We start from the raw sequence: 22572 nt of genomic DNA, 5'->3' as shown, positions 1-22572 counted from the left end.
CCGATTATAAAAAGAGAAGAAGATCAGTTATCTTCTTCTTTTTTCACAAGGAATTTCTTAGCACCAATTGCAGCCACAACTACAACGATAAGCACTACAACAATACCTACATACGCTCCTGAGCCAGAACCTGATGATCCTACTGGCAGAACTTCTGTTGTGATCTTCACAGTATCAGAAGTCTGGCTGTGACCATCCATATCTTCGTATTTGACTTCACTGTTGATCGCATATGTCTTTGCAACACCGGTCTCGTCTACCTTAAGCTTAAAGATAGCTTCTGCAGACTCCCCAGGTTCAAGTGAACCTATGAATGACTGGTCATCGGTTGTGCTGAAAGGATCGTCTGCACTTATTCTTACAGTTGCGTCCTTGACAGCCTCTTCGCCAACATTCTTGTAGATCACATGGATTATGCCTTCTTCACCAAGAACAAGTTCACCAGTGACGTTTGTAATTTCAAAGTCGGCCTCTTCATCAACAATGACACTCACCTGATCCATCTGCTGGCCTACTGCATACCAGAGACCAACTTCCATATTAGTGATACCAAGATCAGTTTCATTGTCACCGTTGATCTGGACATTTTCCTGATAACCGTAGTAGAGAGTCAGGTTAAGTGGATATTCACCGGCTGGTGCATTCTTTGAAATCTCAATATTGAACTCAAGCGGCTCAGATGTCTGTTCACCTGATGAAAGGGTTCCTGCTTCCTGCGGACCGGACTTTACCCTTACATTAGGATCATCGGAAGTAAGGATCGCAACAATACCGATTGCTGTTGTTCTCTGTGCTTCATATCCCATTTCGGTCTGCTGGATCTTCTGATCCAGTTCTGATAACGGGTCATTATCCTCTTCGGACTTAAAACCTGTAATGACACCTTTGTTCATCAGGTTGACCTTAAGAGTGACATCGTCGCCTCTTGAATATTCATTATCTCCTACCAGGGTGGCAGATACATCCGGACCACCATAAACTGTGTAATAGTTCTCATCAAAATTGAAGAAATCAGGAAGTTCCAGATCCATTGTGGACATGGTATCAGCACTTGCAGGCATTATAAAGAGCAAGCTGAGGATCAATGATACTGAAACCACCGTTTTAAAGTTAATATTTTTAATCATAAGAATTCCTCTTAATTGTTATCAGACGCGTTTTTCCTTTTATTTTTAACAACCAATACAATTATTATCACAAAAATGCCAGCAAGGGCCAATCCTGTTACATTAAGTTCTCTTTCAGGTTCCTCAAGCGGCAGACTTACTTTCATACTTGTTGAGAAAGCATCGTCACCATCTTCATCGATGTATTTGATCTCACTGTCAATACCATAGCTCTTTGCGAGTGTACCAACATCAGAAGTGATTGTGAAAGTAGCTGTTCTGCTTTCACCGGGCTCCATTGTACCAAGAGCACGAGTTGAACGTTCAGAACTTAGAGGCTTCATTGCAACTATCCTTGCAATAGCATCTTCAGCAGTAAGTTCACCAGTGTTGGTGTATGTTACATTCACAACACTTGTACCGCCTGATACCAGAGTACCTGTAATATTCGTTACTTCGAACTTTGCTGCAGGTTTAACAATAATAGGTATCTGAAGAGTCGTTTCCACATTCGTGTAAATACTTGTGTGGTCAAGATCCGGCTCACCGAGGATTATAGATTCACCTGCAGTCATCCTTACCTCACTCTGATATTCATAGCTCAGAGGTAATTCCAGTATATACACACCTGCCGGAATATCCTCTGACAGGGTTACAGTGAATTCCATTGGATCATCAGGTAAAACCCCGGGATATAATTCATCCAGAGTGTGACTGTTTGTTTCAGGATCGATATCTATCATATCCGTTGGAGAAACAAGACTTGCCTTGATACCATATGCAGTTGTCCTCATGGTTTCATACTGCAATTCATCAAGTGAAAGCTGATGCTCTGTTTCTGAAGTACCTACACTCTTGTCTGCCTTGAAACCATATATCACACCACGATTTGCAAGGACAACTTCAATAGTTGCAGTTTCTCCCCTATCGAATTCTGTATCACCAAGCACGGAAGCCGAAATTGAAGGCTCACCGTAAGAGTTGTAGAAATTATTTGTATATTCATAAGTAGGAGGCAAGTATTCTTTTGCGGCCACAGAAGGTACTGAAGCTACAAAAGCAATAGAAAGCAGAATACATACCACCATAAGACTAGTATATTTTTTAAAACCACTTATATTACTATATCTCACATTCATTGGTAATTGCCTCCTGAATGCTTTTTAAAATATTACTTCCGCCTGAACCGGACTTATTGTGTGATTCTAGGAAGTGTCTCCTTTTTTCCCTGTATTTATCCAGTGAAACTATGATAGGAGGGAAAATTACAAACGTTGCAAGTAGTGCGAGTATTACATCCATTACCGTGATTACTCCGAAATTACTGGTAATTGAGAATGGTGAAGCTATAAGCGCACAGAAACCAAAAACAGTGGTTGCACCGGATGTTACAATAGCTTTTCCAATCTTGACACTTGCTTCCTGCATTGCTGCTTCCGGATCTGCACCTTTGTCCCTTTCTTCAAAATAACGCTCCATCATAAGGATCGCATATTCCGAACCAACACCAAGGATCAATGCACCCAGTGTTGCAGTCATTGGAGTATATTCCATTCCTGTATAGTACATGAGTCCGCCAGACCAGCCCACAACCACAACCATGGTCAGAACAGGTGTGAGAGCTTTGAGCATATCTCTATAGATTACCAGCAGACCTCCAAATACCAGCACGATACCAAGCATTGTCATGAAGACCCTGCCTGAGGTCAGAGCAGATATTACCGCAACATAAACCATAGAGTGACCGGTTATTGTTACATGTACACCGGGTGGCGGAGCCATCCATTTAAGATCCTCTTCCACAATATTTGAAAGAGCTTCGACTCCTTCAAGACCAAGCTCACTCATTGCATTGCCAATGTTAAAGTTAAGCATGGTTATTGAATTTCCATTTAGGTAAGCATCTCTCTGAGTGTCAGAAAGCTGATCATAAATAGCCTGTATTTCTTCAGAACTATCCGGGATCTCACCGGAATTTGCTGCTTTTACAATATCTACGATACTCGAAGCTTCCTGTATGTGACTTCTGCCAGCAACTTCATGTTCAGAGAATTCATCGATCCATTCCAGAAGTTCCGGATCAGCATTATCATCCGTCTTTATGATAAGATTTAGCTGATCATCTCCTCCAAGTATCTCACCCATATGTGCGAGATCAAGAAGAGCGGGCATATCCTGTGGAACAAAAGTTTCAGTATCTGTTTGAATACCTACAAGATTATCTGCATAAAGACCACCAATACACAGTAAACCTGCAATTGACAATATAAGGACCGGGTTTCTCATAGAAAATGTAGAAATTCCCTTCAAAGCCTTTTCAAGGAAGTCCGGCTCATGTTCTTCATTAATAATGGCATGAGCATGAGTTTCATGGTGTGCTGTTTTCTTTTTCAGACCAAGTCTGGCAAGTATATTCTTCTTGGAAAGCTTGTCGAAACCATAGATCACTGTGACACCCAGGAACAAGGATGCAATGAAGCACATAACAATACCTATCATCAGAAGCTTCCCGAAATCCTGGATCATTGGAACTGTGGATGTGAACAATGAGAAGAATCCAAGAGCTGTGATAATAAGTGCGATCAATACTGCCGGACCGGTGTGCTTTATAGTATCAATAACAGCCTCTTCATCAGATTCACCACGTGCGAGTTCTTCTTCTATCCTATTATGGAACTGAATGGCATAATCAATACCAAGTCCGATAAGAACAGGGAATGCAGACATTGATACCATTGACATTGGGATATCAAGGAAACCCATTGCACCGAAGGTGAATATTATACCTACCAATACAATTGGAAGTGGAAGTAGTCTCCATCTGACATGTTTGAACACCAGATATAGTACCACTATCATCAGAAGAACAGACAATCCCAGCAATAGTCCCATACTTGAGTTCATCTCATCATTCATTGCAATCATGAATGCTGGCTCACCTGTGACAATAACATTATAATCAGCAGGGAAATTTGCAAGCTCAATTGAAGTCTCAGTTTCCCTGAGAATGTCCTCCTGAGTTGAATCCGATGCAGTACCTTCCATGACAACAGACATTATAGCATGCGTGTCATCAGGCATAAGAGCACTTGGCATTGATGAAGCAATTATCCCATCGATCGTTTCCGGGTCATCCGGAATCACACTTCTGCCAGTCATCTGATAATTTACTTCTTTAAGAACAGTCGAGGGAGAAGTTACTTCCACCACACCTGGTATGTTCTGAACAGAAAGATAAGCCCTGTCAAGAGCTTTTAAAAGCTCAGGGTCCGTAACATCACTACCTTCAACCATTACCACAATGGACTCAGTACCAAAAAGATTCAGGTATAGATGGTCATAATTCTGATACAGTTTTGAGCTTTTATCAACAAACGTATCCGTACCAGATGCCATACCAATTAACTGAGCACCCTGAAAAGAGATGATTATCAGAAGCAGTGCGATCATAATTATTGGAATTGTATTGTCTTCTATGAAAACACCCAGTTTTTGAAAGATGTTTTTTATGATAAACACTCCTTGTGATTTATTATTAATACAAAAAAACTCTGCGCGAGTTGTTTTAACATGACGATAAATATCCAGTTTACTATATAAGGATTTTACCCTGTAATAAACTAGTGAAAAGTGTATTGAGTAACAATTTTCCGAAACAGCATATTGATTGACCTATTTTTAGAACAAATAAAGAACAGGGTTGAGACATCCTGCAAAGGATGCCTCGTTGGGGGTTGGATAGGGTGGTACTAACATACACGCATTGCATGTTGTTGATGGTACACAAAAATATGTACAGCATTATTAGTAAATAAACCTTGCGATAAATAGACAGAATAGATTTTTTACATACTAGTTCAGAGCATAGAAAAACATACTTGTATAATAGAAATATAACTATAACATATACAGGAGAGTGTTTTATAAAACATACAAATGCTTGATAAAAAGACTTTAGGATGATTTTAACTTTGTATATACTGATCAATATATAAGACTTTCACTCTGGAAAAAACATATAATAAGTTATATTGAAACAATATTCACCTCTGATTGTTGTAAAAATGCCTGGAAGAAACTTTAAAATCCGACTCATAATGCTTATCTTCCATTAATGAATTCAAATCAATCTTGTTTTCATGAATCCAGTTGTTATCAAGACATTTAACAGAAATCTCTTCAATATGAGATTTTAATATATCAACTGAAGACATCTTAGGAAATACATCTAATTTTTGTTTCATTTTGAAACACCTTGCAAAGTAATTGAATGCTACAAATACCTGACTATATATCGTCGAGTATGACTACGAGCGCATGGAATATAAATCTTACCAGGAAAAACATCTTTATAGTTGTTTTAATAAAGAAACTGTAATATACAACTTTTGAACTAGAATAATAAAACGTGATAACATGGACAATGAAGGATCATTAAGAGATCTTGGGCTTACAAAATACGAAGCCTCTGCATACTCAACATTGCTAAAAGAAGGAGTTACCGGAGCACAGGAATTGTCACGAAAATCTGACATACCTGTTGGAAAGATTTATGAAGTTCTTTCAAACCTGAACAATATGGGACTGGTTGAATTCCAGAGGTCAAGACCCCGTAAATACAGAGCAGTTAAACCATCTATTGCCTTGAACAACCTTTACACCAAAAAAGAAGAGGAAACAAAGAATGAACTGGAGAACTTCAAACTGAAAGTATCGGAACTTGAATCCAAATTCTGCGATATGACCCAACCTGAACATACGGAACTTCAGTTCTGGGCCACCTCCATTGGTGAAGAGGACATCATTAAAAACATCAAGAATATGCTTGATGAAGTTGAAACCGAGATATTGCATGTAAAACCGGCAAAAATGTCAAAGTTAATTTGTAAAGATAAAACTATTGAACCCAGCACATTTATGCCTACCGTTGTTGACGAATTTGTCAAAGCTGCAAAAAAAGGAATTAAGATTAAAATTATTTTCCCGGAAGAGATGTTTACATATTTATTAAAAAACCGGTTTGAACATATCAAAGATCCACTTGATAAAGAAATGATCAAAAAGAACATCGATGCAAAGGCTTTAGATTGTGATTATGATTTCAGACTTATTGATGAATATATAACACACATACCAATTCCTGACCCCTTAATTCCTGATAAAATATTTGGCGAACTAAAAGTGTACGATAAAGAATATGCGGCAAAACTGAAAGATAAATTTGAAGAACTCTGGGTAAAGGGAAAAAAAGTGAGTTTTAATTTCTGAATACTTTTTGAAAAATATCTGCCATATTAATATACCATCCAATATAGGTAAAGCATATATTATATCCCATACATAAAATTAACAGAGTCCTGATTTTTCGGAGTGGAAACAGGATATTTGTGGGTTTACTCTTTGTAAAATAGTGGTGCATGTAAACTGAGTCATCACTTCGGAAGGATATCAGGGAGAGGACAGGAGGAATAGATATGGCATGGTATGACGTGGTATTAGGAGTAGCAACGGGTGGATTATACACAGCTGGAAAGGCTATCTACCAGGCAGGAAACGCAGCGGATGATATTGGAGGAGCAGCTGAAGAAGCAGGTATGGCGATTGCAGTCATCGGTTCGACCATACAGGCTGTAGGCGAGCAGTTGAATTCAACATTGAAAGAGGCAGAAGAGCTTCTTACCATCCAGAGACTGACACCAAGAAGTGAAGCTGATCTCTGGGACGAGGAAAAAGCAAGACTTGATTCGTTGAGACAGGAAAAAACACGTCTTGAGAACAAGCTCAAAGAGAAAGGAGTCAGTAATACAGGCAACTTTGATTTTAATTTCTGGGACATAATATCCAATCTCAGTGATGTAATGGAAAAATTCCAGCTTATGGCAAAGCTTGCCAGCGTGAATCAGGAAATTCACGACATATTCTATCAGGAACCAGGAGTTCTTACCACAGGCATCTATAACGCCAAGGAAACTCTTGAAAGATTCAACACTATCGAACAACCAATGATCGAGGACATACTTGCATCTCTTGATGACAATCTGGATGTGAGTGAAGAAGTCCTTCAAGAAGTTAAGAAACTCTTTGTCACCAAGAAGAAAGTTCCTGTTTCAATAGCTGAACTCAGTCCATCAATCAGGGACCAGCTGGATATGATCCAGATTGACAAACTCTACTATCAGGGACTCATCTCAAGGAAAGATACGGTAACTGCACAACTGGGGGAAATCGTAAAAGTACATCCGGTAAACAAGTTTGAGATAGCTGCAGGCAAGATCAGCGTTCCGAAAGATAACATCTATGCAAGCAGCGTACTTGACGATGTCATCAGTGCTGCAAACATTGTTGATACAATAAACATTGCCGATTCAATAAAAGACAACATCAGTGTTGCAGATGTTGTTGATAAAGACATAACTGTAAGTGAAAGTGTCGGAAGAACAGAGATTGCAAGAGACAATATAAGAACTGTTGACGCAAGTATAAATGAAAGAACTGTAAGAAGCCTTTCAAGTTCACAACCAACAATAAGAGCAACTGCAGCTAGCAATGTCGAAACTGCAAGTACAACCGCAAGTTCAGCTGTGGCAAAGAAAGCAACAGCAAGCATATCTGCAGCAAACGTTGCCAGACTTGCAACCTCCATCAAGAAATCACCCGGCAATTCAATGTCCATGATACAGCCTTACGGTGCAAAGATATCAGCATCACTGAGTACAAAATTTGATGGATACCAGCGCAATTACGACCTGATGAAGGCACAGAAAGCGTTCTATTTCAGACAATCGCTCAAAATGGAGAAGAAATATGAACTCCTTTCAAACAAGTGGGTCGAGGAACCGGGAATCATTCCAAAGACACTGGATGAACTTCACGGAGTACTGGAAAATGTCAGGACAGAGGAACAGCCTCGCATCGACCTGCTGCTTGATAATGTCAACGCGACCATAGAGGAAGCTAAAGGAACCGTGGAGAAAGCCAATGACACCATGGACTCAGTGAAGAATGCACTGTCAATACTTGACTTTGACACTAAATACCTGAAACTGGGTGGAATGGTTATTGGAGGACTGATAGTACTTGACCTGTTTGTTGGATTTATAGTGCTCATTAGAATGGCACTTGGATTTTAAGATATTAAATAAGATTAAAAAAGTGATTTACCGGTTGCTTAATTGCAACCGGAAACTGTTTTTGTGACTTTTGTCTTTATTCCGCAGACCGAACATCCACAGTAAGCTCTGCACCATTGCTGTCAACGACCACTGTTGAACCTTCCGGCACGTCGCCTGCAACAATGAGTTTTGCAATCCTTGTCTCGACCTCGTTCTGAATGACTCTCTTAAGTGGCCTTGCACCAAAGGTTTCACTGTATCCTGCCTTTGACAGATATGCCTTTGCTGCATCTGTAAGCTCAAGACTGATACGCTTGTCCTTAAGCCTCTCTACAAGATCGGCAGCCTTGATGTCAACGATCCTGACAAGTTCTTCAGGCTTGAGTGCATGGAAGAGAGCAATCTCATCAACACGGTTGAGGAACTCCGGCCTGAAATACTTTCCAAGCTCGGTCATTGCACGCATCTGCAGTATGTTGTAATCCACATCCTGTGCATCCTCCTCGGACTTCAGGACTTCTGTAAGATCTCCTGCGAAGATGTTGGATGTCATGATTATCAGCGTGTTCTTGAAGTCCACGGTCCTGCCCTTGGAATCGGTCAGGCGACCGTCATCAAGTATCTGAAGCATGACGTTGAACACATCAGGATGCGCCTTTTCGATCTCATCGAAGAGTACAACTGAATATGGTCTTCTGCGTACTGCTTCTGTGAGCTGTCCACCTTCATCATGTCCGATATAACCGGGTGGTGCTCCGATCATCCTTGCAACGGTGTGCTTTTCCATGTACTCGGACATGTCAATACGCACCATGTTGTTCTCATCATCGAACAACTCTGCTGCAAGGGCTTTTACAAGCTCGGTCTTACCGACACCTGTCGGACCAAGGAAGATGAAACTTCCAATCGGACGCCTTGGGTCCTTGATACCTGCGTAGTTACGTATAACCGCATCTGCAACTGCCTTTACAGCTTCACTCTGACCTATGATACGGTTGTGCAGGTTGTCTTCAAAGTGCACAAGCTTCTCACGCTGCCCTTCCATAAGCCTTGTTACAGGTATGTGGGTCCACTGGCTGACAACATCGGCAATATCCTCTTCGCCGACTTCCTCATTAAGAAGCATCTCACCCTGCATATCCTGAAGCAGTTTTTCCTCTTCAGCATACTGGTGTTGCAGTGGAATGAGAGTTCCGTACTTGAGTCTGGAAGCAAGCTCAAGGTTGTTGTCGTTCTCAGCAAGTTCAAGCTGGATCTTCGTGTCCTCTATCTCCTGCTTCAGTGAACCAAGCTTTGAAATCGCTTCCTTTTCACGATCCCATCTTGCTCTCATTGCATCGGATTCAGCCCTGATATCAGCAAGTTCCTTCTCAAGAATTTCCAGACGATCCTTTGAAGCAGCATCCTTCTCCTTCTTCAATGCCTCGCGCTCGATCTCAAGCTGCATGATCTTACGGTCAGCCTCGTCAAGTTCTGCAGGCTTACTGTCAATTGCAGTTCTCTTCTTTGCAGCAGCCTCGTCTACAAGGTCAATCGCCTTATCTGGAAGGAACCTGTCTGCAATGTAGCGGTGACTCATGATCGCAGCAGCCACAAGTGCAGAGTCCTTAAGACGTACACCGTGGTGTACCTCATATTTCTCCTTCAGTCCACGGAGGATGGAAATTGTGTCCTCTACTGTTGGCTCCTCAACGAATACCGGCAGGAACCTGCGTTCAAGTGCAGCATCCTTTTCAATGTACTTACGATATTCATCAACAGTTGTAGCACCGATACAGTGAAGCTCACCACGTGCAAGCATTGGCTTGAGGAGGTTTCCTGCATCCATTGCACCTTCTGTGGCACCTGCACCTACGATTGTGTGGATCTCATCAATGAAGAGAATTATCTGACCTTCGGAATCTGCAACTTCCTTAAGTACAGCCTTGAGCCTCTCTTCGAACTCACCGCGGAACTTGGCACCGGCTATCAATGCACCCATATCAAGGGCAATGATACGCTTGTCTTTCATGGCATCAGGAACATCCTTCTTGGCAATACGCTGTGCAAGACCCTCGACAATTGCAGTCTTACCTACACCAGCTTCACCGATAAGTACAGGGTTGTTCTTCCTGCGGCGTGAAAGTATCTCAACTGAATGCCTTATCTCCTGATCCCTTCCGATAACTGGATCAAGCTTACCCTGAGCTGCAAGTTCTGTGAAGTCTATACCGTACTTCTTTAATGGTTCCATTGTGTCTTCCGGATTCTCTGAAGTTATTCTTCTATTCCCCCTTACCTGCTTTATCGCTTCAAGAAGTCTGTCACGTGTAACGCCTTCACTTGCAAGTATTTTACCGCACTGGTTGTCCTTTTCTTCCACCATTGCAAGCAGGAGGTGTTCGACACTTACATATTCGTCCTTCATCTTGCCGGCTTCCTGTGAAGCAGCATCAAGGACGCGCCTCATGGTCTGAGTCATGTATACCTGATCGCCGCCAGGCCCTGACACCTGAGGAAGACCTGCAAGCTGAGACTCAACTTTCTCCTTTACGCGGTCCACCGGAACTTCCATATTCTGAAGTAAGGTTGTTACCAGTCCCCCACTCTGTTCCAGCAATGCAAGAAGCATGTGTTCGCAGTCTATCTGCTGGTTTCTGTATCTTGCAGCAATTGTACTTGAACCCTGGATAGCTTCCTGGGCTTTTTGTGTGAAACGATTAAGATCCATATTATAAACTCCCCGGGATTGACATTTCCCATTTATTATTTTTTGATTCTAAGTTAAATCCTTTTTGACACGTTTTTCGGGGTCATGTCTGAACCCGGAATGAGTAAATAAAAAACCTGATAGCAAGCGGCCATTGCCCCAGCTATGCAGGAATGTTACTCATGTATGGACCCATCTATTCGATGGGTATCTTTTTGTTTTCTTCTATCTGCAGCTTTGGCAAAGTAACAGTAAGCACACCGTTTTCGAGTTTTGCCTTTGCACCTTCTGCAGAGACTGTGTTTGGTAAGGTCACAGTTCTTGAGAATGAACTGTAAGTCCTTTCCCTGCGCAGGTATCCTTCGTCCTTTTCTTCTTTGTCTGAACTGCGCTTTGCAGATATTGTCAGCATGTTATCGCTGACATCAAGGTCAACATCATCTTTCTCCACTCCCGGAAGGTCGGTTGTGACAAGTAATTCGGAACCTTCATCCTTAACATCCACAAGAGGTGCAAGAATTCCAGGTTCTGACCATCTGTCCCCGAAACTTCTCTCTTTAAACATGTTGTTTAACATATCCTGCATCTGCACTATTTCTTCCATTGGATTCCATACTCCACTTCTTGCTGGCGTTACTTTTGTTAAACCAAATCTCATATTATCACTCCTGTTCTCATGGATATTCTGATTTTTTTGGTCGTCCGGCGGTTCCGTTTGTTTTCTGTTTTGTAATTGTTGTTTCATGATAGGAACAGGATAACTCCTGTTAACTGAACAATTATATTGTGGATTTCCTATTTAAATCTTTTGTAGAAAATAGCTATTTTATCGTTTTTATCGAGATGATATCGATAAAATACAAGTAAGCTATATATACAGGCAATTCAATAGAGTAATACTATGCCACAGCAGATTATCCTCGTAAATCTGGAAAAACCCAGAGAAAAGAGACTGGAAGAAGATATTCGCTGGTTCTGTGACAGTTTCGGATTATCTTCCGGCCGTGATACGGAAAACCTTGCTACACAGATAGTCCTCGATCTACTTCAGCAGCTGGCAGAAAACCAGGATAAAATATCATCAGATATCATAGCCAGGAGTATTGAGGTCAACCAGTCCAGAGTGAACCACCACATAAGGAACCTTATCAATTCAGGACTTATCTATAGAGAAAAAAGAGGACTGTACATTCGTGGAGGAAGTCTTAAGGCTGCGGTACAGGAAATGAGAAAAGATTCCGAGCGCATATTCCAGGAACTGGAAGAAATCGCCGAAGAAATAGATGAGCAGATGGGACTGAAGAACAGATAAAACTACCTCAACCCATTTATTGTAATGCTTTTTTCCATTTTAATTCAGAGCTTGTCGTGAACCCAGAAATCACCTTCAATGGTGTACTCTTTTTTCCAGATAGGAACATCTTCCTTTATACGCTCAAGTGAATCGACAAGTGTCTGGAAAAGCTCCTGCCTGTGAGCGGCAGCCACAACTATGTAAACGATATCCTCACCCGATCTAATAAGTCCTGTTTTGTGATGAATGAGTACATCAATTATGTTTTCCTTTTGTTTCATGTCAATGCATATCTTTTCAATAGCTCTGTCAGCAACACCGTCATATTTTTCAAAATCTATGGCAGTCGTTTCCACATTATTGTTGATACGGCGGACTATTCCGGTGAATGTTGCGATACCGCCTGAAAGACGGATGTTTGGATTGGCTCGCACCTTTCTGATAAGAGAGTCAAGTGTTACCCATTCAGGTTGATCATGGATGAGTTCAACAAGAGGAGCCATATGCCATTCAGATCTTACAGGCAGTTTGACAAGTATATTGGAGATCTCATCAGAGCCTTCCGGCTCACCAAGGAAGATCTTTGGAAGATCACTGCTTTTTGCACCTTCAACTATTGCAAAGTCTGCTCCGTTGTCTGCAAGAGAGTCCAGAGCATCCTCCAGAGTAGGATCACGTTTAATGGTTACAAGCTCAGTATCTGTTATCGCCGCTACCAGATCAGCACCTGCATCGAAATGTTTTCCCGTATCAGTGTCCTGCGGATTGAAACGGTGATGAAGCATCTGTTTTACAGTTCCAACCTTCCCGTGTTCGGAAAGAGCTTCAACAAGGCGGGTAACCAGAGTTGTTTTGCCTGAATTCTTATATCCTGCAACACAAATGACTTTCATAAAGGGAATTATGGAGAGTCATTCTATAAGTACACAGCGCAAACAGTATCCTGCACGTTCATAGCAACTATTTTTTAGATAAAGAGTAAATTATAATAGATTAATTACGATTAATTTATATTCTTGAATTTTGTAGCCATTTCAATGAGTGATTACAAGATTAGTATCCATGACATGCCAATGGATGAAAGGCCAAGAGAAAGACTATTGAAATACGGTCCTGAGACACTCTCAAATGCGGAACTGCTGGCGATAATCCTTAGAACAGGGTCGCAGAAAGAGAACGTTATCAACATGTGCAGCCGTATTTTCTCAGAATACAATATCAAACAGCTCAGCCAGGCAAATATCGCAAATCTCACTAAAATTCATGGCATCGGCACTGCAAAGGCTGCACAGATAGCTGCCATCTTTGAACTTGCCCGCAAGCTGGAAGGATTCAGCGATGAGCCTAAAAGAAAGATAAGATCACCTGCCGATGTTTATTCAATTCTCTATCCGGGAATGAGAGAACACAAGCGCGAAAGACTTGTAGCCCTTCTGCTCGATACAAAGAATCAGGTCATACGTGAGGAACTAATTTCCATCGGCAGCCTGAATGCAAATATCGTTCATCCAAGAGAAGTATTCAAGGCAGCACTTATGGAGTCATGCGCTTCAGTGATTCTTTCACACAATCACCCTTCAGGCGATCCCACACCAAGCAGGGAGGATATTGCAGTTACTGAGAAACTTGTAGAAGGCGGTAAGCTCCTTGGTATCGATGTGTTGGATCATGTGGTTATCGGTGATGGAAGATATGTTAGTCTGAAAGATGAAGGATATGTAAGATAACACATGACAAACAAAACATTTAAAGTATTGACTTGCATTTAAGTCCCAAATGAAAGAGATTGAACTTAGTGACCCCTATATCACTCCATACAGGGGCATATACGCAATATGCGACAGTAAAAACGAATACGCTGAGGTCATCGAGCATTCGAACTGTTATGGCGGTGCTGCATGGTCTAAGTTCCATTATTCTCACTCGCCGCTTATTCTGAACACACGTTCCATTGGGAACATGATCAGATACAAAGTAAAGACAGGTACTTCAACCCTTGAACTGAAACCATCCACTGCAGCAGCAGGAATTGAGTCTGTTATTGTGGAAGGAGATGAAGTCCATATTACATACGCAGGACTTGGAGGAGGAGGAGTGGGTGCCACAAAATGCAGGGCATTCGCTGAAGGCGTACTTCGCTGCAATTATACCGAATCCGGCGGTGGCCGTGCTGCAAAAGGCACTATCGTAGTTCCTAAAAGAGAAAGAGTGCTCATTGGAATCGATGACACCGACACCAAAGAAGAAGGCGCTACCTGGACATTAACTCATAATATGGCAAATGCACTTGATTGTAATGAGTCTATTTACCTATCACACTCACTCGTACAATTGTTCCCGGTATCCGCAAGAACCCAGAACTGTGTTTCCACAGTACTGGAATTCGGATGCGTGGATGAGAATGCAAAACAGGAACTCCTTGAAAGCGTGAAAGCAGCTCTCCTGAAATATAGTGTTTCAGATGAGACGGGAATGGTAGTGCTCTCAGACTTTGATGCAAAGAAGATCAACGAGTACAGCACTAAATGCCGCAGTGGAGAGCTTACAAAGGAATATGCCCTCCAGTATGCAAAAGATAATGGTGTTGACATCTGGCTTGATGGCAATGGAGTCATTGGTGCACTTGCAGCGCTGGCATGGTTCGCACAACCAGATGATTCAGTTAAACTGAAAGCCCAGATCGAATAAACAAGTAATCAAATTATGACTAATACAAAGGATACAACCGGCCTTGAAGCAATTTACCTTGCAGCACTTGACAGCAATGTAAGGTTCATTACTGCTGTAGCCGGATATCCCATGACTGCAGTTGCAGACTACTTTTTTGAGAAGAAAGAGTTTACTAATTATGATATTCACTGGTTCACCAATGAGAAAGCTGCCTTAGAAGCAGCATTGGGTGCATCAGTTACCGGACGCCGCTCAATGGTAATGGTAAAACATGTTGGAATGAATGTGCTTTCCGACCCGCTCATGACAGCAATGATGCACACTATCGGCTCAGGACTTGTGATACTTGCAGGTGATGACCCGGCAGCAAAAGCATCACAGAACGAGCAGGATTCCAGATTCTACGGAGCAATTTCAGAGACCGCCACTTTTGACCCTGCAACACCGCAGGACGCATACGATTCACTTAACCGGGCTTTTGAACTCTCAGAGGAAACAAAGGTTCCCGTAATTATGAGAATAACTGACCGACTGGAGAACGAAGAGCAGGAAGTCAGTCGATCACAAATCAATTCAAAGGTAAAACAGGAAGGAAAGGTTTTAGACAGGAATATCTGGAAACTTACCATGCATGGAAAGCATCAGCGCTTCCATATTGAATCAGAAACTCTCCTCATCCATGAAGCTGAAAACTCACGGTTCAATCATTGTTTGATCAAAGAAGGAAATGTTGGAATAATCTCATCCGGCTACTCTTCATTCATTGTAGACAAGATACTTTCCACACAATTAGTTTATTCTTCTTATTCACACCTGAGTCTTGGAATGGTGACTCCGTTGCCGGAGAAACTTGTAAAACGTTTCATAGAACAACATGAACGCATACTTGTTGTGGAAGAAAGCGAGCCTTTCATTGAATCTTACATAAATACATGTTGCAGCAAGATTCTTGGAAAAAGAACCGGACATCTGCCTTTTGGGATAATAGAAAAAGAACATGTTGAATTTGCCTTCGAGAACATCGATAACGATGAACTCTCAAAGTACATCGATATCCAGACTATCCTTAATAGAGGTTCAAGACCTATTTGCAGCGATTGTCCGTTCATGCCACTCTACAATGTACTGCACAATATTCAGCCGGTTGCAGGAGATATGGGATGCTCCATACGTACAGCACCTGATCCTTTAAACGCAGTTGACACCGGATTTGCACTTGGTGGTGCGATATCTACAGCCTGCGGATTTCCCGGAAAGGGCATAGCAGTCATCGGAGATTTCGGACTTGCGCATTCTGGCATCATTGGACTTATAAATGCAGTAGACAGTGGTTTTGATATCCTAGCAATCATACTTCAGAATGATGTTGCTGCAATGACAGGCGGACAGAGTGCACCGGACCTGAAAGAAGTCGTAAAGGCACTTGTACCCGATACAACCTGCATCAATATCGATGAGCTGCAGAAATTAGAAGGAAAAGAAGCTTGCTCAGAGAATATCCAGGACATGATACAAAAGAAACTTGATAATAAAGGAGTTTCTGTAATCTACATTGAAGGCAAGTGTACAAAACACTGATCGTTTGATGTTTCAAATTTGTTGTTTAAAACTAATAGTTTATAATTTATAGTTTTAAGTTTATAATTTAAAATTTCAAACGGAAACTATTTATCACTTATTTTTGAAATTGACCTTAAGACCCAGGATCTCACTTGAACCTGAATTAATATCTCTTGCAATCTCAGCACAACCAATGGCTGCACTCCACCTGTCAAGAACATGAGCCTTTACTCCAAGATGAGCTTCTATCTTCTTTACAACATCAGGAACTTCACCTACGGAACCTTCGATGATAACTTCACCAACTGAACCATAGTCCTTCATCAGAAGCTGCATTCCTGCAATTTCCATGGCAGCAAAGAGCGCCACACTATCCATGGCAAGCACAGCCTGAGAATCCCCATCTGCTGCCGCTTTAATGAGTTCATGTCTATCTGAGAAAGAGGTGTGTTTAAGAACACCTGAATTTACAAATGCTTCATTTGCACTTATTTTTCCTGCATCCACATCCCTGAGAGCCTGCACATCCAGTGGACCGTGTTGCAATCCCGGAGCAAAGATACAGGCATCTATGGCACCAATGAGTTTTCCATTTGCAACTGCAACAGTAACGGTGTTGGAGCTAATATCAGAAAGAACAAAATCATGGAATCCAAGTGCAAATGCATGATAGGCAATTCCTATCTTTTCAGGACTGGTGGAATGTGAGAAAATATTAAGACGAGAGTCTGTATCACTGTTTTCATGGATACCGGGAATTACAACTGCAGGAATGCCGGATGATCTTATAGAATCAAAAACAAGTCCGCCACCACCTGTCTTCTTTCCTGCACCTTCTATGCTTTTGACACCGCGATTCTCAACAGTGGTTATGTCCTCTATATCCTTTATACCATCACCCATGGAATAGGTCACAGCCATAAGAGAAATGTCAGAAGAATTTATCCCAAAAGCATCTTCCATTGAGGATATAAGCTGGGACTCTGTCATCCCGGCAGCTTCAGTTCTTGGAATCTCAAGTTTCAGCACATTTCCGTCAGGAAAGAGTGCAGCAAAGCGCATTGCAGTTGTACCATGATCTATTCCAATGAACATAGATTTCACCTTAGATATCAGATAATAATGAATTAAGTTCTTTCATAATGTCTTCACCTTCCTCAAAACTGCCTACATTCGTGACAATACGCAGTTCCTGGAAAGATGTACCATGTGAAAGAAGAAGTCGCAGGTTTCCCCTGTCATCTGGTCTTTGGATTTTGGCAGTAAGTTTTCCGCCGGAATTACCTTTTCCTTTTACAGCAATTACAGAAGGAATTACTTTTTTGACAGAAGGATGTTGACTCAACATGGACACTATCTTTTTACCTGCACGTCCACCAATAATAGTAGTATGCGAACCGCCGAGTTTACACTCCGGTTTGTGAACTCCTTTTGAATTGATAGTATCCGTCATTTCAATTGGAATGACAACAGGTCATATAAAATATTAGTGGTTCGTTTTAATGATCCGATCCTGCAACGGCTGCGAAAACCGGAAGAGAACATGAATATGAAATAAGTAGCAAACAAAAGTGTAGTAAAAAAGAGTGATGGTTTTAAAACAAGATAGGTAAATAAAATAAGTAGTATTCAGAAAATCAGATTTCCTGAATATCTGCCATATCGATGAGCTTTACACCTGCACCGTCAAGGACCTTGATAGCCCCCTCGATGTCACTTACCCTGAGAATAAGAAGTGCCTGCTCAGTCTTTGTGACAAAAGCATAGGCATAGTCAATATTGATATTCTGCCCACCAAGCACATCAGCTATCTTACCAAGACCTCCGGGTACATCCTCCATCTCGATGCCAAGAACACTGGTTTCGGAAACTGTGAATCCTGCATCATGAAGGACTTCGTGTGCAAGGTCAGGCTTGTCAACTACCATCCGGATGATGCCGAAATCTCCTGCCTCAGCAATCGTAAAAGCCCTTATGTTGATACCTGCCTTTCGGAAATTAGTTGCAATATTAGCAAGGCGGCCTGGCTTGTTCTCAGCGAAAAGTGATATCTGCTTGATTATCTTTTCTTCCATATTAACACCTGCATTTTTATTAGAAGTTATGTTGCATAAGCGTTTATAGCTTTCTGTTATCTATCACTTTCTTGGCTTTACCCATTGAACGTGGGATGGTCCCCTTCTCAACAAGCTCGACCTTAACTGCCAGATTAAGCACGTTCTTAAGAGCAGCCTGAACCTTCTTTTCAAGACCAATGATATCAGTGACCTTGTCACTGAATGCCTCATCTGTCATCTCTATCTGGATGGTCATAGTATCAAGTTCATTCACCCTGTCTACGATAATCATAAAATGCTCGCCAACTTCAGGGAGGGTCATCAGTACAGACTCTACCTGACCAGGGAACACGTTGATTCCACGAACGATAAGCATGTCATCTGCACGGCCAAGTACCCTCATGATACGTGGGTGTGTACGACCACACTTGCATGGCTCCTTGTTAATGATAGTAATATCACCAATACGATACCTGATAAGTGGAAGTGCTTCCTTTGCAAGGGTTGTGATTACAAGCTCCCCACGCTCACCATCGCCGAGCTGTTCACCTGTTGCAGGGTCAATTACTTCGAGAAGGAACATGTCAGCCCAGATATGAATACCGTCCTGGAACTGGCATTCAGTACACAGAGGACCACTGAGTTCTGAAGTACCGTAGATGTCGTAGGCTTTGATACCTGTTGCTTCCTCAATCCTTGTCCTCATTTCCTCAGACCATGGCTCTGCACCGAAGATTCCGGCCTTAAGCCTGGTGTCATTCTGTATGCTGATTCCGTTCTGGTTTGCAACCTCGCTCATGAAGAGGAAGTAAGATGGAGTACAGGCAATTGCTGTGCTGCCCAGATCCTGCATAAGATCAAGCTGTTTTTCAGTGTTACCTGAACTTGTAGGAAGAACAGTGGCACCCACTTCTTCAGCACCATAGTGCAGTCCAAGACCACCGGTGAAAAGACCATATCCATAACTCACCTGAATAATATCCCCACGACCCAATCCAATTGAGGTTAGAGCTCTTGCAAGAGATGTATTCCATGCATGGATATCATTCTTTGTGTAACCTACAACAGTTGGCTTCCCGGTGGTTCCTGAGGACACGTGGAAACGTGTGAGCTGTTCGTTGGGAACACAGAACATTCCTGTTGGATATGTATCTCTTAGATCGGATTTGTATGTAAAAGGTAATTTCTTCAGGTCAGCAAGCGTCTGGATGTCTTCAGGTTTGACATCTGCTTCATCAAATCTCTTTTTGTAGAAATCTGAGTGCTGGTAGACATAGTTAACCAGACTTCTGAGTTTATTCTCCTGCATCTTCTCCAGTTCACCAACTGGCATCCTTTCCATCAATGGGTTCCAGTATTCTATCATCTAATTGCCCCTTTATCGATTATTCAGATTCGTGACATTCATCATTCAGTGAATCACATATAGAAGGATTGGGTTTGCCTTTGAGAATACCACGTATCCTGTCTTTGCATTCACCTAAAATAGTATCCATGTCGGCAACTACATCAATTCCGGCAGCTCCCGCATGACCTCCTCCGGTACCATCATAATTATGGCTAATATCTTCCATTATCTTTCCAAGATTGACACCTGCAGCGACAGCTTCACGTTTAGCCCTTCCACTGACCCTGATATTTGCATCACGGGAAGTTCCTATAAGAGCCACATCAGCGCCAATGTTGAGGAACATGGATGATGCTGCACCACCGAATGAATTCACATGAGAATCCACCAGTAACCAGTCATCAACCCTTTCAATGTTTGCACGGGTAGCACATTTTAACATGGCTATACGCATGGATATATCCTGCGGGGTTGCTGCCATCATCTCCAATACGTCTGCATATTCAACACCACTACAGGCAATTATTTCAGAAACAGTCTTGAATGTTTCCTGTGTAGCGTGCTTAAAATGGCCGGTATCGGTTATTATTCCAGTGAGCAGACCCATAGCAGTACGGCGCATTACAGGTGCACCCATTGATACAAGAATATCAAAGACCATCTCGGCAGTGGATGTTGCATGACGATGCAAATAGAACTCTGCATTTTCGATAAGAGCGGTTGTCGCGTGATGATCAATCACACAGTATTTGCCAAGTTTAATGTCATTAAGCTGAGAACTGGTTGAAGTGTCAACTACAAGAGTAATATCATATTCTGACGGATCAGGTTTCTCGACCACGTCTATGTCAAGTTTATCAATAAGAAGAGAAGCAACCCGGTTACATCCATCAACAAGTCCTATTGTACCTCCGATGGCTTCAGATAGCGCAAATGCACTGCTTACAGCGTCCGGATCGGCGTTCCGATGGCAAAGATAAAGGATATTATTATAATCCAGAAGCTTATTGTAAAACTCCGTTTCTTCAACTCGCATGGAAACCTCTGAACATAGCCGGCGCTTATACCGGCATGTCATCAGTAGTAGAGAACAGGCTTACTGTGCCTGGTTCCCCATAGACTGTTCGATCTGTTCCTGAAGTTGTGTGAAACGTTTTGATATCCTTTCTTCCTGTCTGGAAATGGATTGTAACCTGAGTGAAAGTGTTTCTACTTTTTCATTCAGTTTGGACACAGATTCTTCCTTGCTTGATTTGATCTGCAGTTCACCTACACTGCGGAAAATTACAACATCTTCAGGCAGTTTATCCAGCTCTTCAAGTGCCATTTCAGCTTCTTTCTGCATGGACTCGATCTGGGATTTCTGCATAGCAAGGGACTGCGCCTGCTGCTGAACCTGCTGCAACTGTGCAAGCTGGTTCTGTATCTGTGGGGGTATTTGCGTACTCATTTGGTTTCACCTGGCATACCAATAAACCTGAAGTGATTTTAATGTTTCTATGTGCATTAATACAAAAACAGGAATGAAAGAGAGAATCTGATGCAGAATAATTGTTACAATTGCAGAAATTATCCCGTATTAAACGAGACAGTCTGCAGTCTCGGATGCAACCTGTATTAGGCGCAGCCATGTATTAAGAGTCGAGCGCATGGCAACAAGGTCATCAGACCGTATTTCCAGATAGAGGGTTGAATTTTCAACTTTTATGTAAACAGAAGAACGATCTGTCACCTGACTTTCAAGCTCTGGTTTAAGTGATCTGTAAATACGTGAAGCTGCAGGGGTTTCAAAAATAGAATGCGAAGTTAACAGCACTCGTCATCAACCTCAAATACCTTGTAGCTTTTCATCCTGAGACTGAAAAGTTCTTTCTCACCTTCTTTGAAATCCAGCTGATTTCCTGAAATTACAAGAGACAACACTGTTGAAGATGTTGAATTTTCAGGATTTATCAGATCATTGAGTAAAGGTACCAGCTCATTGTCACCTTCAATTAAAGGAAATGAATGAGATCTCTTTGGATAATCAGAAGGAGCTTCCAGTACGGAAATGTAAATTGAAAGAGTACAGAACCCTTGTCCGTCATAAAAAGCTAAACTACCTGGATTACCATGATATTCACCGACAATAAGAAGTGGATTATCATGAGAGAGGTTTAAGACCTCACCCATGCCCATCTTACCTCGGTTAAAGTAATCAAAACCGAAAAAAGATGCCAAATGCTTACATAAAGTACGCGTTCCGGCAGAAGGTTTGCGAGAAGAAGTGATATACATCGCTTCTTACTCTGCTTTGATGCGCTTGATAGTTGTTGGACGCTCTTTCACAAGGATACGGTGTCCACAGTATGGACAGCGAATACCTGTATACTCGTAATCGATCTCAACGTTTCTCTTGCATCTTGTACATTTATAGGCCATACTCACCTACTCTAATGCTTCTGTAGCCTTCTTTACTGTACGTGCAACTGTCTTTCCGACGTTGGTCTGAGGCAGGAATGTGCCACCTGCAAAAGTGTAATCACATTTGGTACATTTCCAGATACCTGTACCTGCTCTCTTTACGTTAGGACGTGCACATCGTGGGCACTTGTGTGGCATACGCATCTTTTCTTCAAGATCTGCCACAAGTTTACGGTCCCTTCTACCATAGCGAGTACCAAATCTACCGGCTGACCTGGATACTCGGCCTTTTCGTGTATATTTTTTTGCCATGAATCTTATCTCCTTGAAATG

Annotated in this window: 23 protein-coding genes; 6 read left to right on the top strand and 17 right to left on the bottom strand. The window is 41.9% G+C overall.

Annotated features, from left to right (window positions below):
- Positions 1 to 23 precede the first annotated feature (23 nt).
- From RE474_RS10940 to RE474_RS10925, 4 genes are all read right to left on the bottom strand, one after another.
- Positions 24 to 1127: a COG1361 S-layer family protein gene (locus RE474_RS10940; RefSeq protein ID WP_309310400.1), complete on the bottom strand. Its 1104-nt coding sequence runs from the start codon at positions 1125 to 1127 to the stop codon at positions 24 to 26.
- 11 nt (positions 1128 to 1138) lie between these two features.
- Positions 1139 to 2194 (bottom strand): COG1361 S-layer family protein, encoded by a 1056-nt coding sequence (locus tag RE474_RS10935; protein ID WP_309310399.1) that lies wholly within the window; start codon positions 2192 to 2194, stop codon positions 1139 to 1141.
- A gap of 34 nt (positions 2195 to 2228) precedes the next feature.
- Entirely contained in the window at positions 2229 to 4556 is a 2328-nt protein-coding gene (locus RE474_RS10930; RefSeq protein ID WP_309312250.1) for a hydrophobe/amphiphile efflux-3 (HAE3) family transporter, read from the bottom strand.
- A gap of 593 nt (positions 4557 to 5149) precedes the next feature.
- Positions 5150 to 5350 (bottom strand): hypothetical protein, encoded by a 201-nt coding sequence (locus RE474_RS10925; RefSeq protein ID WP_309310398.1) that lies wholly within the window; start codon positions 5348 to 5350, stop codon positions 5150 to 5152.
- A gap of 172 nt (positions 5351 to 5522) precedes the next feature.
- Here RE474_RS10925 and RE474_RS10920 point away from each other — a divergent pair, with 172 nt between their 5' ends.
- A complete protein-coding gene (locus RE474_RS10920; protein WP_309310397.1) occupies positions 5523 to 6374 on the top strand; it encodes a TrmB family transcriptional regulator in 852 nt (283 codons plus the stop codon).
- Between the two features lie 206 nt (positions 6375 to 6580).
- A complete protein-coding gene (locus tag RE474_RS10915) occupies positions 6581 to 8236 on the top strand; it encodes a hypothetical protein (RefSeq protein ID WP_309310396.1) in 1656 nt (551 codons plus the stop codon).
- 76 nt (positions 8237 to 8312) lie between these two features.
- On the opposite strand, the gene clpB is transcribed toward RE474_RS10915, so the two are convergent.
- Together clpB and RE474_RS10905 are read right to left on the bottom strand one after the other, a co-directional pair.
- Positions 8313 to 10928 carry an ATP-dependent chaperone ClpB gene (gene clpB, locus RE474_RS10910; RefSeq protein ID WP_309310395.1) on the bottom strand — a complete coding sequence of 872 codons (2616 nt, stop codon included), beginning with the start codon at positions 10926 to 10928 and terminating at the stop codon, positions 8313 to 8315.
- Between the two features lie 175 nt (positions 10929 to 11103).
- Positions 11104 to 11565, bottom strand: a complete 462-nt coding sequence (locus tag RE474_RS10905; protein ID WP_309310394.1) for an Hsp20/alpha crystallin family protein — start codon at positions 11563 to 11565, stop codon at positions 11104 to 11106.
- A gap of 243 nt (positions 11566 to 11808) precedes the next feature.
- On the opposite strand from RE474_RS10905, the gene RE474_RS10900 reads away from it, so the two are divergent.
- A complete protein-coding gene (locus RE474_RS10900) occupies positions 11809 to 12219 on the top strand; it encodes an ArsR family transcriptional regulator (protein WP_309310393.1) in 411 nt (136 codons plus the stop codon).
- Positions 12220 to 12263: 44 nt separating this feature from the next.
- Here RE474_RS10900 and RE474_RS10895 read toward each other — a convergent pair whose 3' ends face one another.
- Complete coding sequence (locus RE474_RS10895; RefSeq protein ID WP_309310392.1) at positions 12264 to 13094, bottom strand: molybdopterin synthase; 831 nt, start codon at positions 13092 to 13094, stop codon at positions 12264 to 12266.
- A gap of 144 nt (positions 13095 to 13238) precedes the next feature.
- Here RE474_RS10895 and radC point away from each other — a divergent pair, with 144 nt between their 5' ends.
- Genes radC through RE474_RS10880 form a run of 3 tightly spaced genes read left to right on the top strand, consistent with a single transcriptional unit; the run spans position 13239 to position 16449 of the window.
- Positions 13239 to 13928 carry a RadC family protein gene (gene radC / locus RE474_RS10890; RefSeq protein ID WP_309310391.1) on the top strand — a complete coding sequence of 230 codons (690 nt, stop codon included), beginning with the start codon at positions 13239 to 13241 and terminating at the stop codon, positions 13926 to 13928.
- 49 nt (positions 13929 to 13977) lie between these two features.
- Positions 13978 to 14889 carry a methanogenesis marker protein 11 gene (mmp11, locus tag RE474_RS10885; protein ID WP_309310390.1) on the top strand — a complete coding sequence of 304 codons (912 nt, stop codon included), beginning with the start codon at positions 13978 to 13980 and terminating at the stop codon, positions 14887 to 14889.
- A 15-nt stretch (positions 14890 to 14904) separates the two neighbouring features.
- Positions 14905 to 16449, top strand: a complete 1545-nt coding sequence (locus RE474_RS10880; protein ID WP_309310389.1) for a thiamine pyrophosphate-dependent enzyme — start codon at positions 14905 to 14907, stop codon at positions 16447 to 16449.
- Positions 16450 to 16542: 93 nt separating this feature from the next.
- Here RE474_RS10880 and RE474_RS10875 read toward each other — a convergent pair whose 3' ends face one another.
- The 10 genes from RE474_RS10875 to RE474_RS10830 all read right to left on the bottom strand — a co-directional run bounded on the left by RE474_RS10875 (position 16543) and on the right by RE474_RS10830 (position 22551).
- The gene (locus RE474_RS10875; protein WP_309310388.1) at positions 16543 to 17526 is read right to left on the bottom strand and encodes a methanogenesis marker 12 protein; all 984 of its coding nucleotides are present in this window, start codon (positions 17524 to 17526) and stop codon (positions 16543 to 16545) included.
- A 10-nt stretch (positions 17527 to 17536) separates the two neighbouring features.
- Entirely contained in the window at positions 17537 to 17884 is a 348-nt protein-coding gene (locus RE474_RS10870; protein WP_309310387.1) for a DUF2103 domain-containing protein, read from the bottom strand.
- Between the two features lie 184 nt (positions 17885 to 18068).
- Positions 18069 to 18506, bottom strand: coding sequence for an ACT domain-containing protein (locus tag RE474_RS10865; RefSeq protein WP_309310386.1), 438 nt, complete (start codon positions 18504 to 18506; stop codon positions 18069 to 18071).
- Between the two features lie 43 nt (positions 18507 to 18549).
- Positions 18550 to 19854: a phenylacetate--CoA ligase family protein gene (locus RE474_RS10860; protein ID WP_309310385.1), complete on the bottom strand. Its 1305-nt coding sequence runs from the start codon at positions 19852 to 19854 to the stop codon at positions 18550 to 18552.
- A gap of 19 nt (positions 19855 to 19873) precedes the next feature.
- Positions 19874 to 20872, bottom strand: coding sequence for a DHH family phosphoesterase (locus tag RE474_RS10855; RefSeq protein ID WP_309310384.1), 999 nt, complete (start codon positions 20870 to 20872; stop codon positions 19874 to 19876).
- Between the two features lie 60 nt (positions 20873 to 20932).
- Positions 20933 to 21286, bottom strand: coding sequence for a prefoldin subunit beta (locus tag RE474_RS10850; protein WP_309310383.1), 354 nt, complete (start codon positions 21284 to 21286; stop codon positions 20933 to 20935).
- 129 nt (positions 21287 to 21415) lie between these two features.
- Complete coding sequence (locus tag RE474_RS10845) at positions 21416 to 21652, bottom strand: KEOPS complex subunit Pcc1 (RefSeq protein WP_309310382.1); 237 nt, start codon at positions 21650 to 21652, stop codon at positions 21416 to 21418.
- Positions 21643 to 22008, bottom strand: coding sequence for a Brix domain-containing protein (locus RE474_RS10840; RefSeq protein ID WP_309310381.1), 366 nt, complete (start codon positions 22006 to 22008; stop codon positions 21643 to 21645). Before RE474_RS10840 ends, RE474_RS10845 begins: the two co-directional genes overlap by 10 nt.
- Positions 22009 to 22119: 111 nt before the next feature.
- Positions 22120 to 22257: a DNA-directed RNA polymerase subunit P gene (locus RE474_RS10835; protein ID WP_084323965.1), complete on the bottom strand. Its 138-nt coding sequence runs from the start codon at positions 22255 to 22257 to the stop codon at positions 22120 to 22122.
- A gap of 6 nt (positions 22258 to 22263) precedes the next feature.
- Positions 22264 to 22551 (bottom strand): 50S ribosomal protein L37ae, encoded by a 288-nt coding sequence (locus RE474_RS10830; protein WP_309310380.1) that lies wholly within the window; start codon positions 22549 to 22551, stop codon positions 22264 to 22266.
- Between the last annotated feature and the right edge of the window lie 21 nt (positions 22552 to 22572).

Source organism: Methanolobus sediminis, assembly GCF_031312595.1.
Classification (GTDB): domain Archaea; phylum Halobacteriota; class Methanosarcinia; order Methanosarcinales; family Methanosarcinaceae; genus Methanolobus; species Methanolobus sediminis.
Note: the sequence above shows the minus strand (reverse complement) of the source record. Positions and strands in the feature narration are given on the sequence as shown.

Coding starts and splice junctions, on each gene's coding strand:
- RE474_RS10940 (WP_309310400.1), bottom strand. CDS start 1,127: ATGATTAAAAATATTAACTTTAAAACGGTGGTTTCAGTATCATTGATC.
- RE474_RS10935 (WP_309310399.1), bottom strand. CDS start 2,194: ATGGTGGTATGTATTCTGCTTTCTATTGCTTTTGTAGCTTCAGTACCT.
- RE474_RS10930 (WP_309312250.1), bottom strand. CDS start 4,556: ATGATCGCACTGCTTCTGATAATCATCTCTTTTCAGGGTGCTCAGTTA.
- RE474_RS10925 (WP_309310398.1), bottom strand. CDS start 5,350: ATGAAACAAAAATTAGATGTATTTCCTAAGATGTCTTCAGTTGATATA.
- RE474_RS10920 (WP_309310397.1), top strand. CDS start 5,523: ATGGACAATGAAGGATCATTAAGAGATCTTGGGCTTACAAAATACGAA.
- RE474_RS10915 (WP_309310396.1), top strand. CDS start 6,581: ATGGCATGGTATGACGTGGTATTAGGAGTAGCAACGGGTGGATTATAC.
- clpB (WP_309310395.1), bottom strand. CDS start 10,928: ATGGATCTTAATCGTTTCACACAAAAAGCCCAGGAAGCTATCCAGGGT.
- RE474_RS10905 (WP_309310394.1), bottom strand. CDS start 11,565: ATGAGATTTGGTTTAACAAAAGTAACGCCAGCAAGAAGTGGAGTATGG.
- RE474_RS10900 (WP_309310393.1), top strand. CDS start 11,809: ATGCCACAGCAGATTATCCTCGTAAATCTGGAAAAACCCAGAGAAAAG.
- RE474_RS10895 (WP_309310392.1), bottom strand. CDS start 13,094: ATGAAAGTCATTTGTGTTGCAGGATATAAGAATTCAGGCAAAACAACT.
- radC (WP_309310391.1), top strand. CDS start 13,239: ATGAGTGATTACAAGATTAGTATCCATGACATGCCAATGGATGAAAGG.
- mmp11 (WP_309310390.1), top strand. CDS start 13,978: ATGAAAGAGATTGAACTTAGTGACCCCTATATCACTCCATACAGGGGC.
- RE474_RS10880 (WP_309310389.1), top strand. CDS start 14,905: ATGACTAATACAAAGGATACAACCGGCCTTGAAGCAATTTACCTTGCA.
- RE474_RS10875 (WP_309310388.1), bottom strand. CDS start 17,526: ATGTTCATTGGAATAGATCATGGTACAACTGCAATGCGCTTTGCTGCA.
- RE474_RS10870 (WP_309310387.1), bottom strand. CDS start 17,884: ATGACGGATACTATCAATTCAAAAGGAGTTCACAAACCGGAGTGTAAA.
- RE474_RS10865 (WP_309310386.1), bottom strand. CDS start 18,506: ATGGAAGAAAAGATAATCAAGCAGATATCACTTTTCGCTGAGAACAAG.
- RE474_RS10860 (WP_309310385.1), bottom strand. CDS start 19,854: ATGATAGAATACTGGAACCCATTGATGGAAAGGATGCCAGTTGGTGAA.
- RE474_RS10855 (WP_309310384.1), bottom strand. CDS start 20,872: ATGCGAGTTGAAGAAACGGAGTTTTACAATAAGCTTCTGGATTATAAT.
- RE474_RS10850 (WP_309310383.1), bottom strand. CDS start 21,286: ATGAGTACGCAAATACCCCCACAGATACAGAACCAGCTTGCACAGTTG.
- RE474_RS10840 (WP_309310381.1), bottom strand. CDS start 22,008: ATGGGTGAGGTCTTAAACCTCTCTCATGATAATCCACTTCTTATTGTC.
- RE474_RS10835 (WP_084323965.1), bottom strand. CDS start 22,257: ATGGCCTATAAATGTACAAGATGCAAGAGAAACGTTGAGATCGATTAC.
- RE474_RS10830 (WP_309310380.1), bottom strand. CDS start 22,551: ATGGCAAAAAAATATACACGAAAAGGCCGAGTATCCAGGTCAGCCGGT.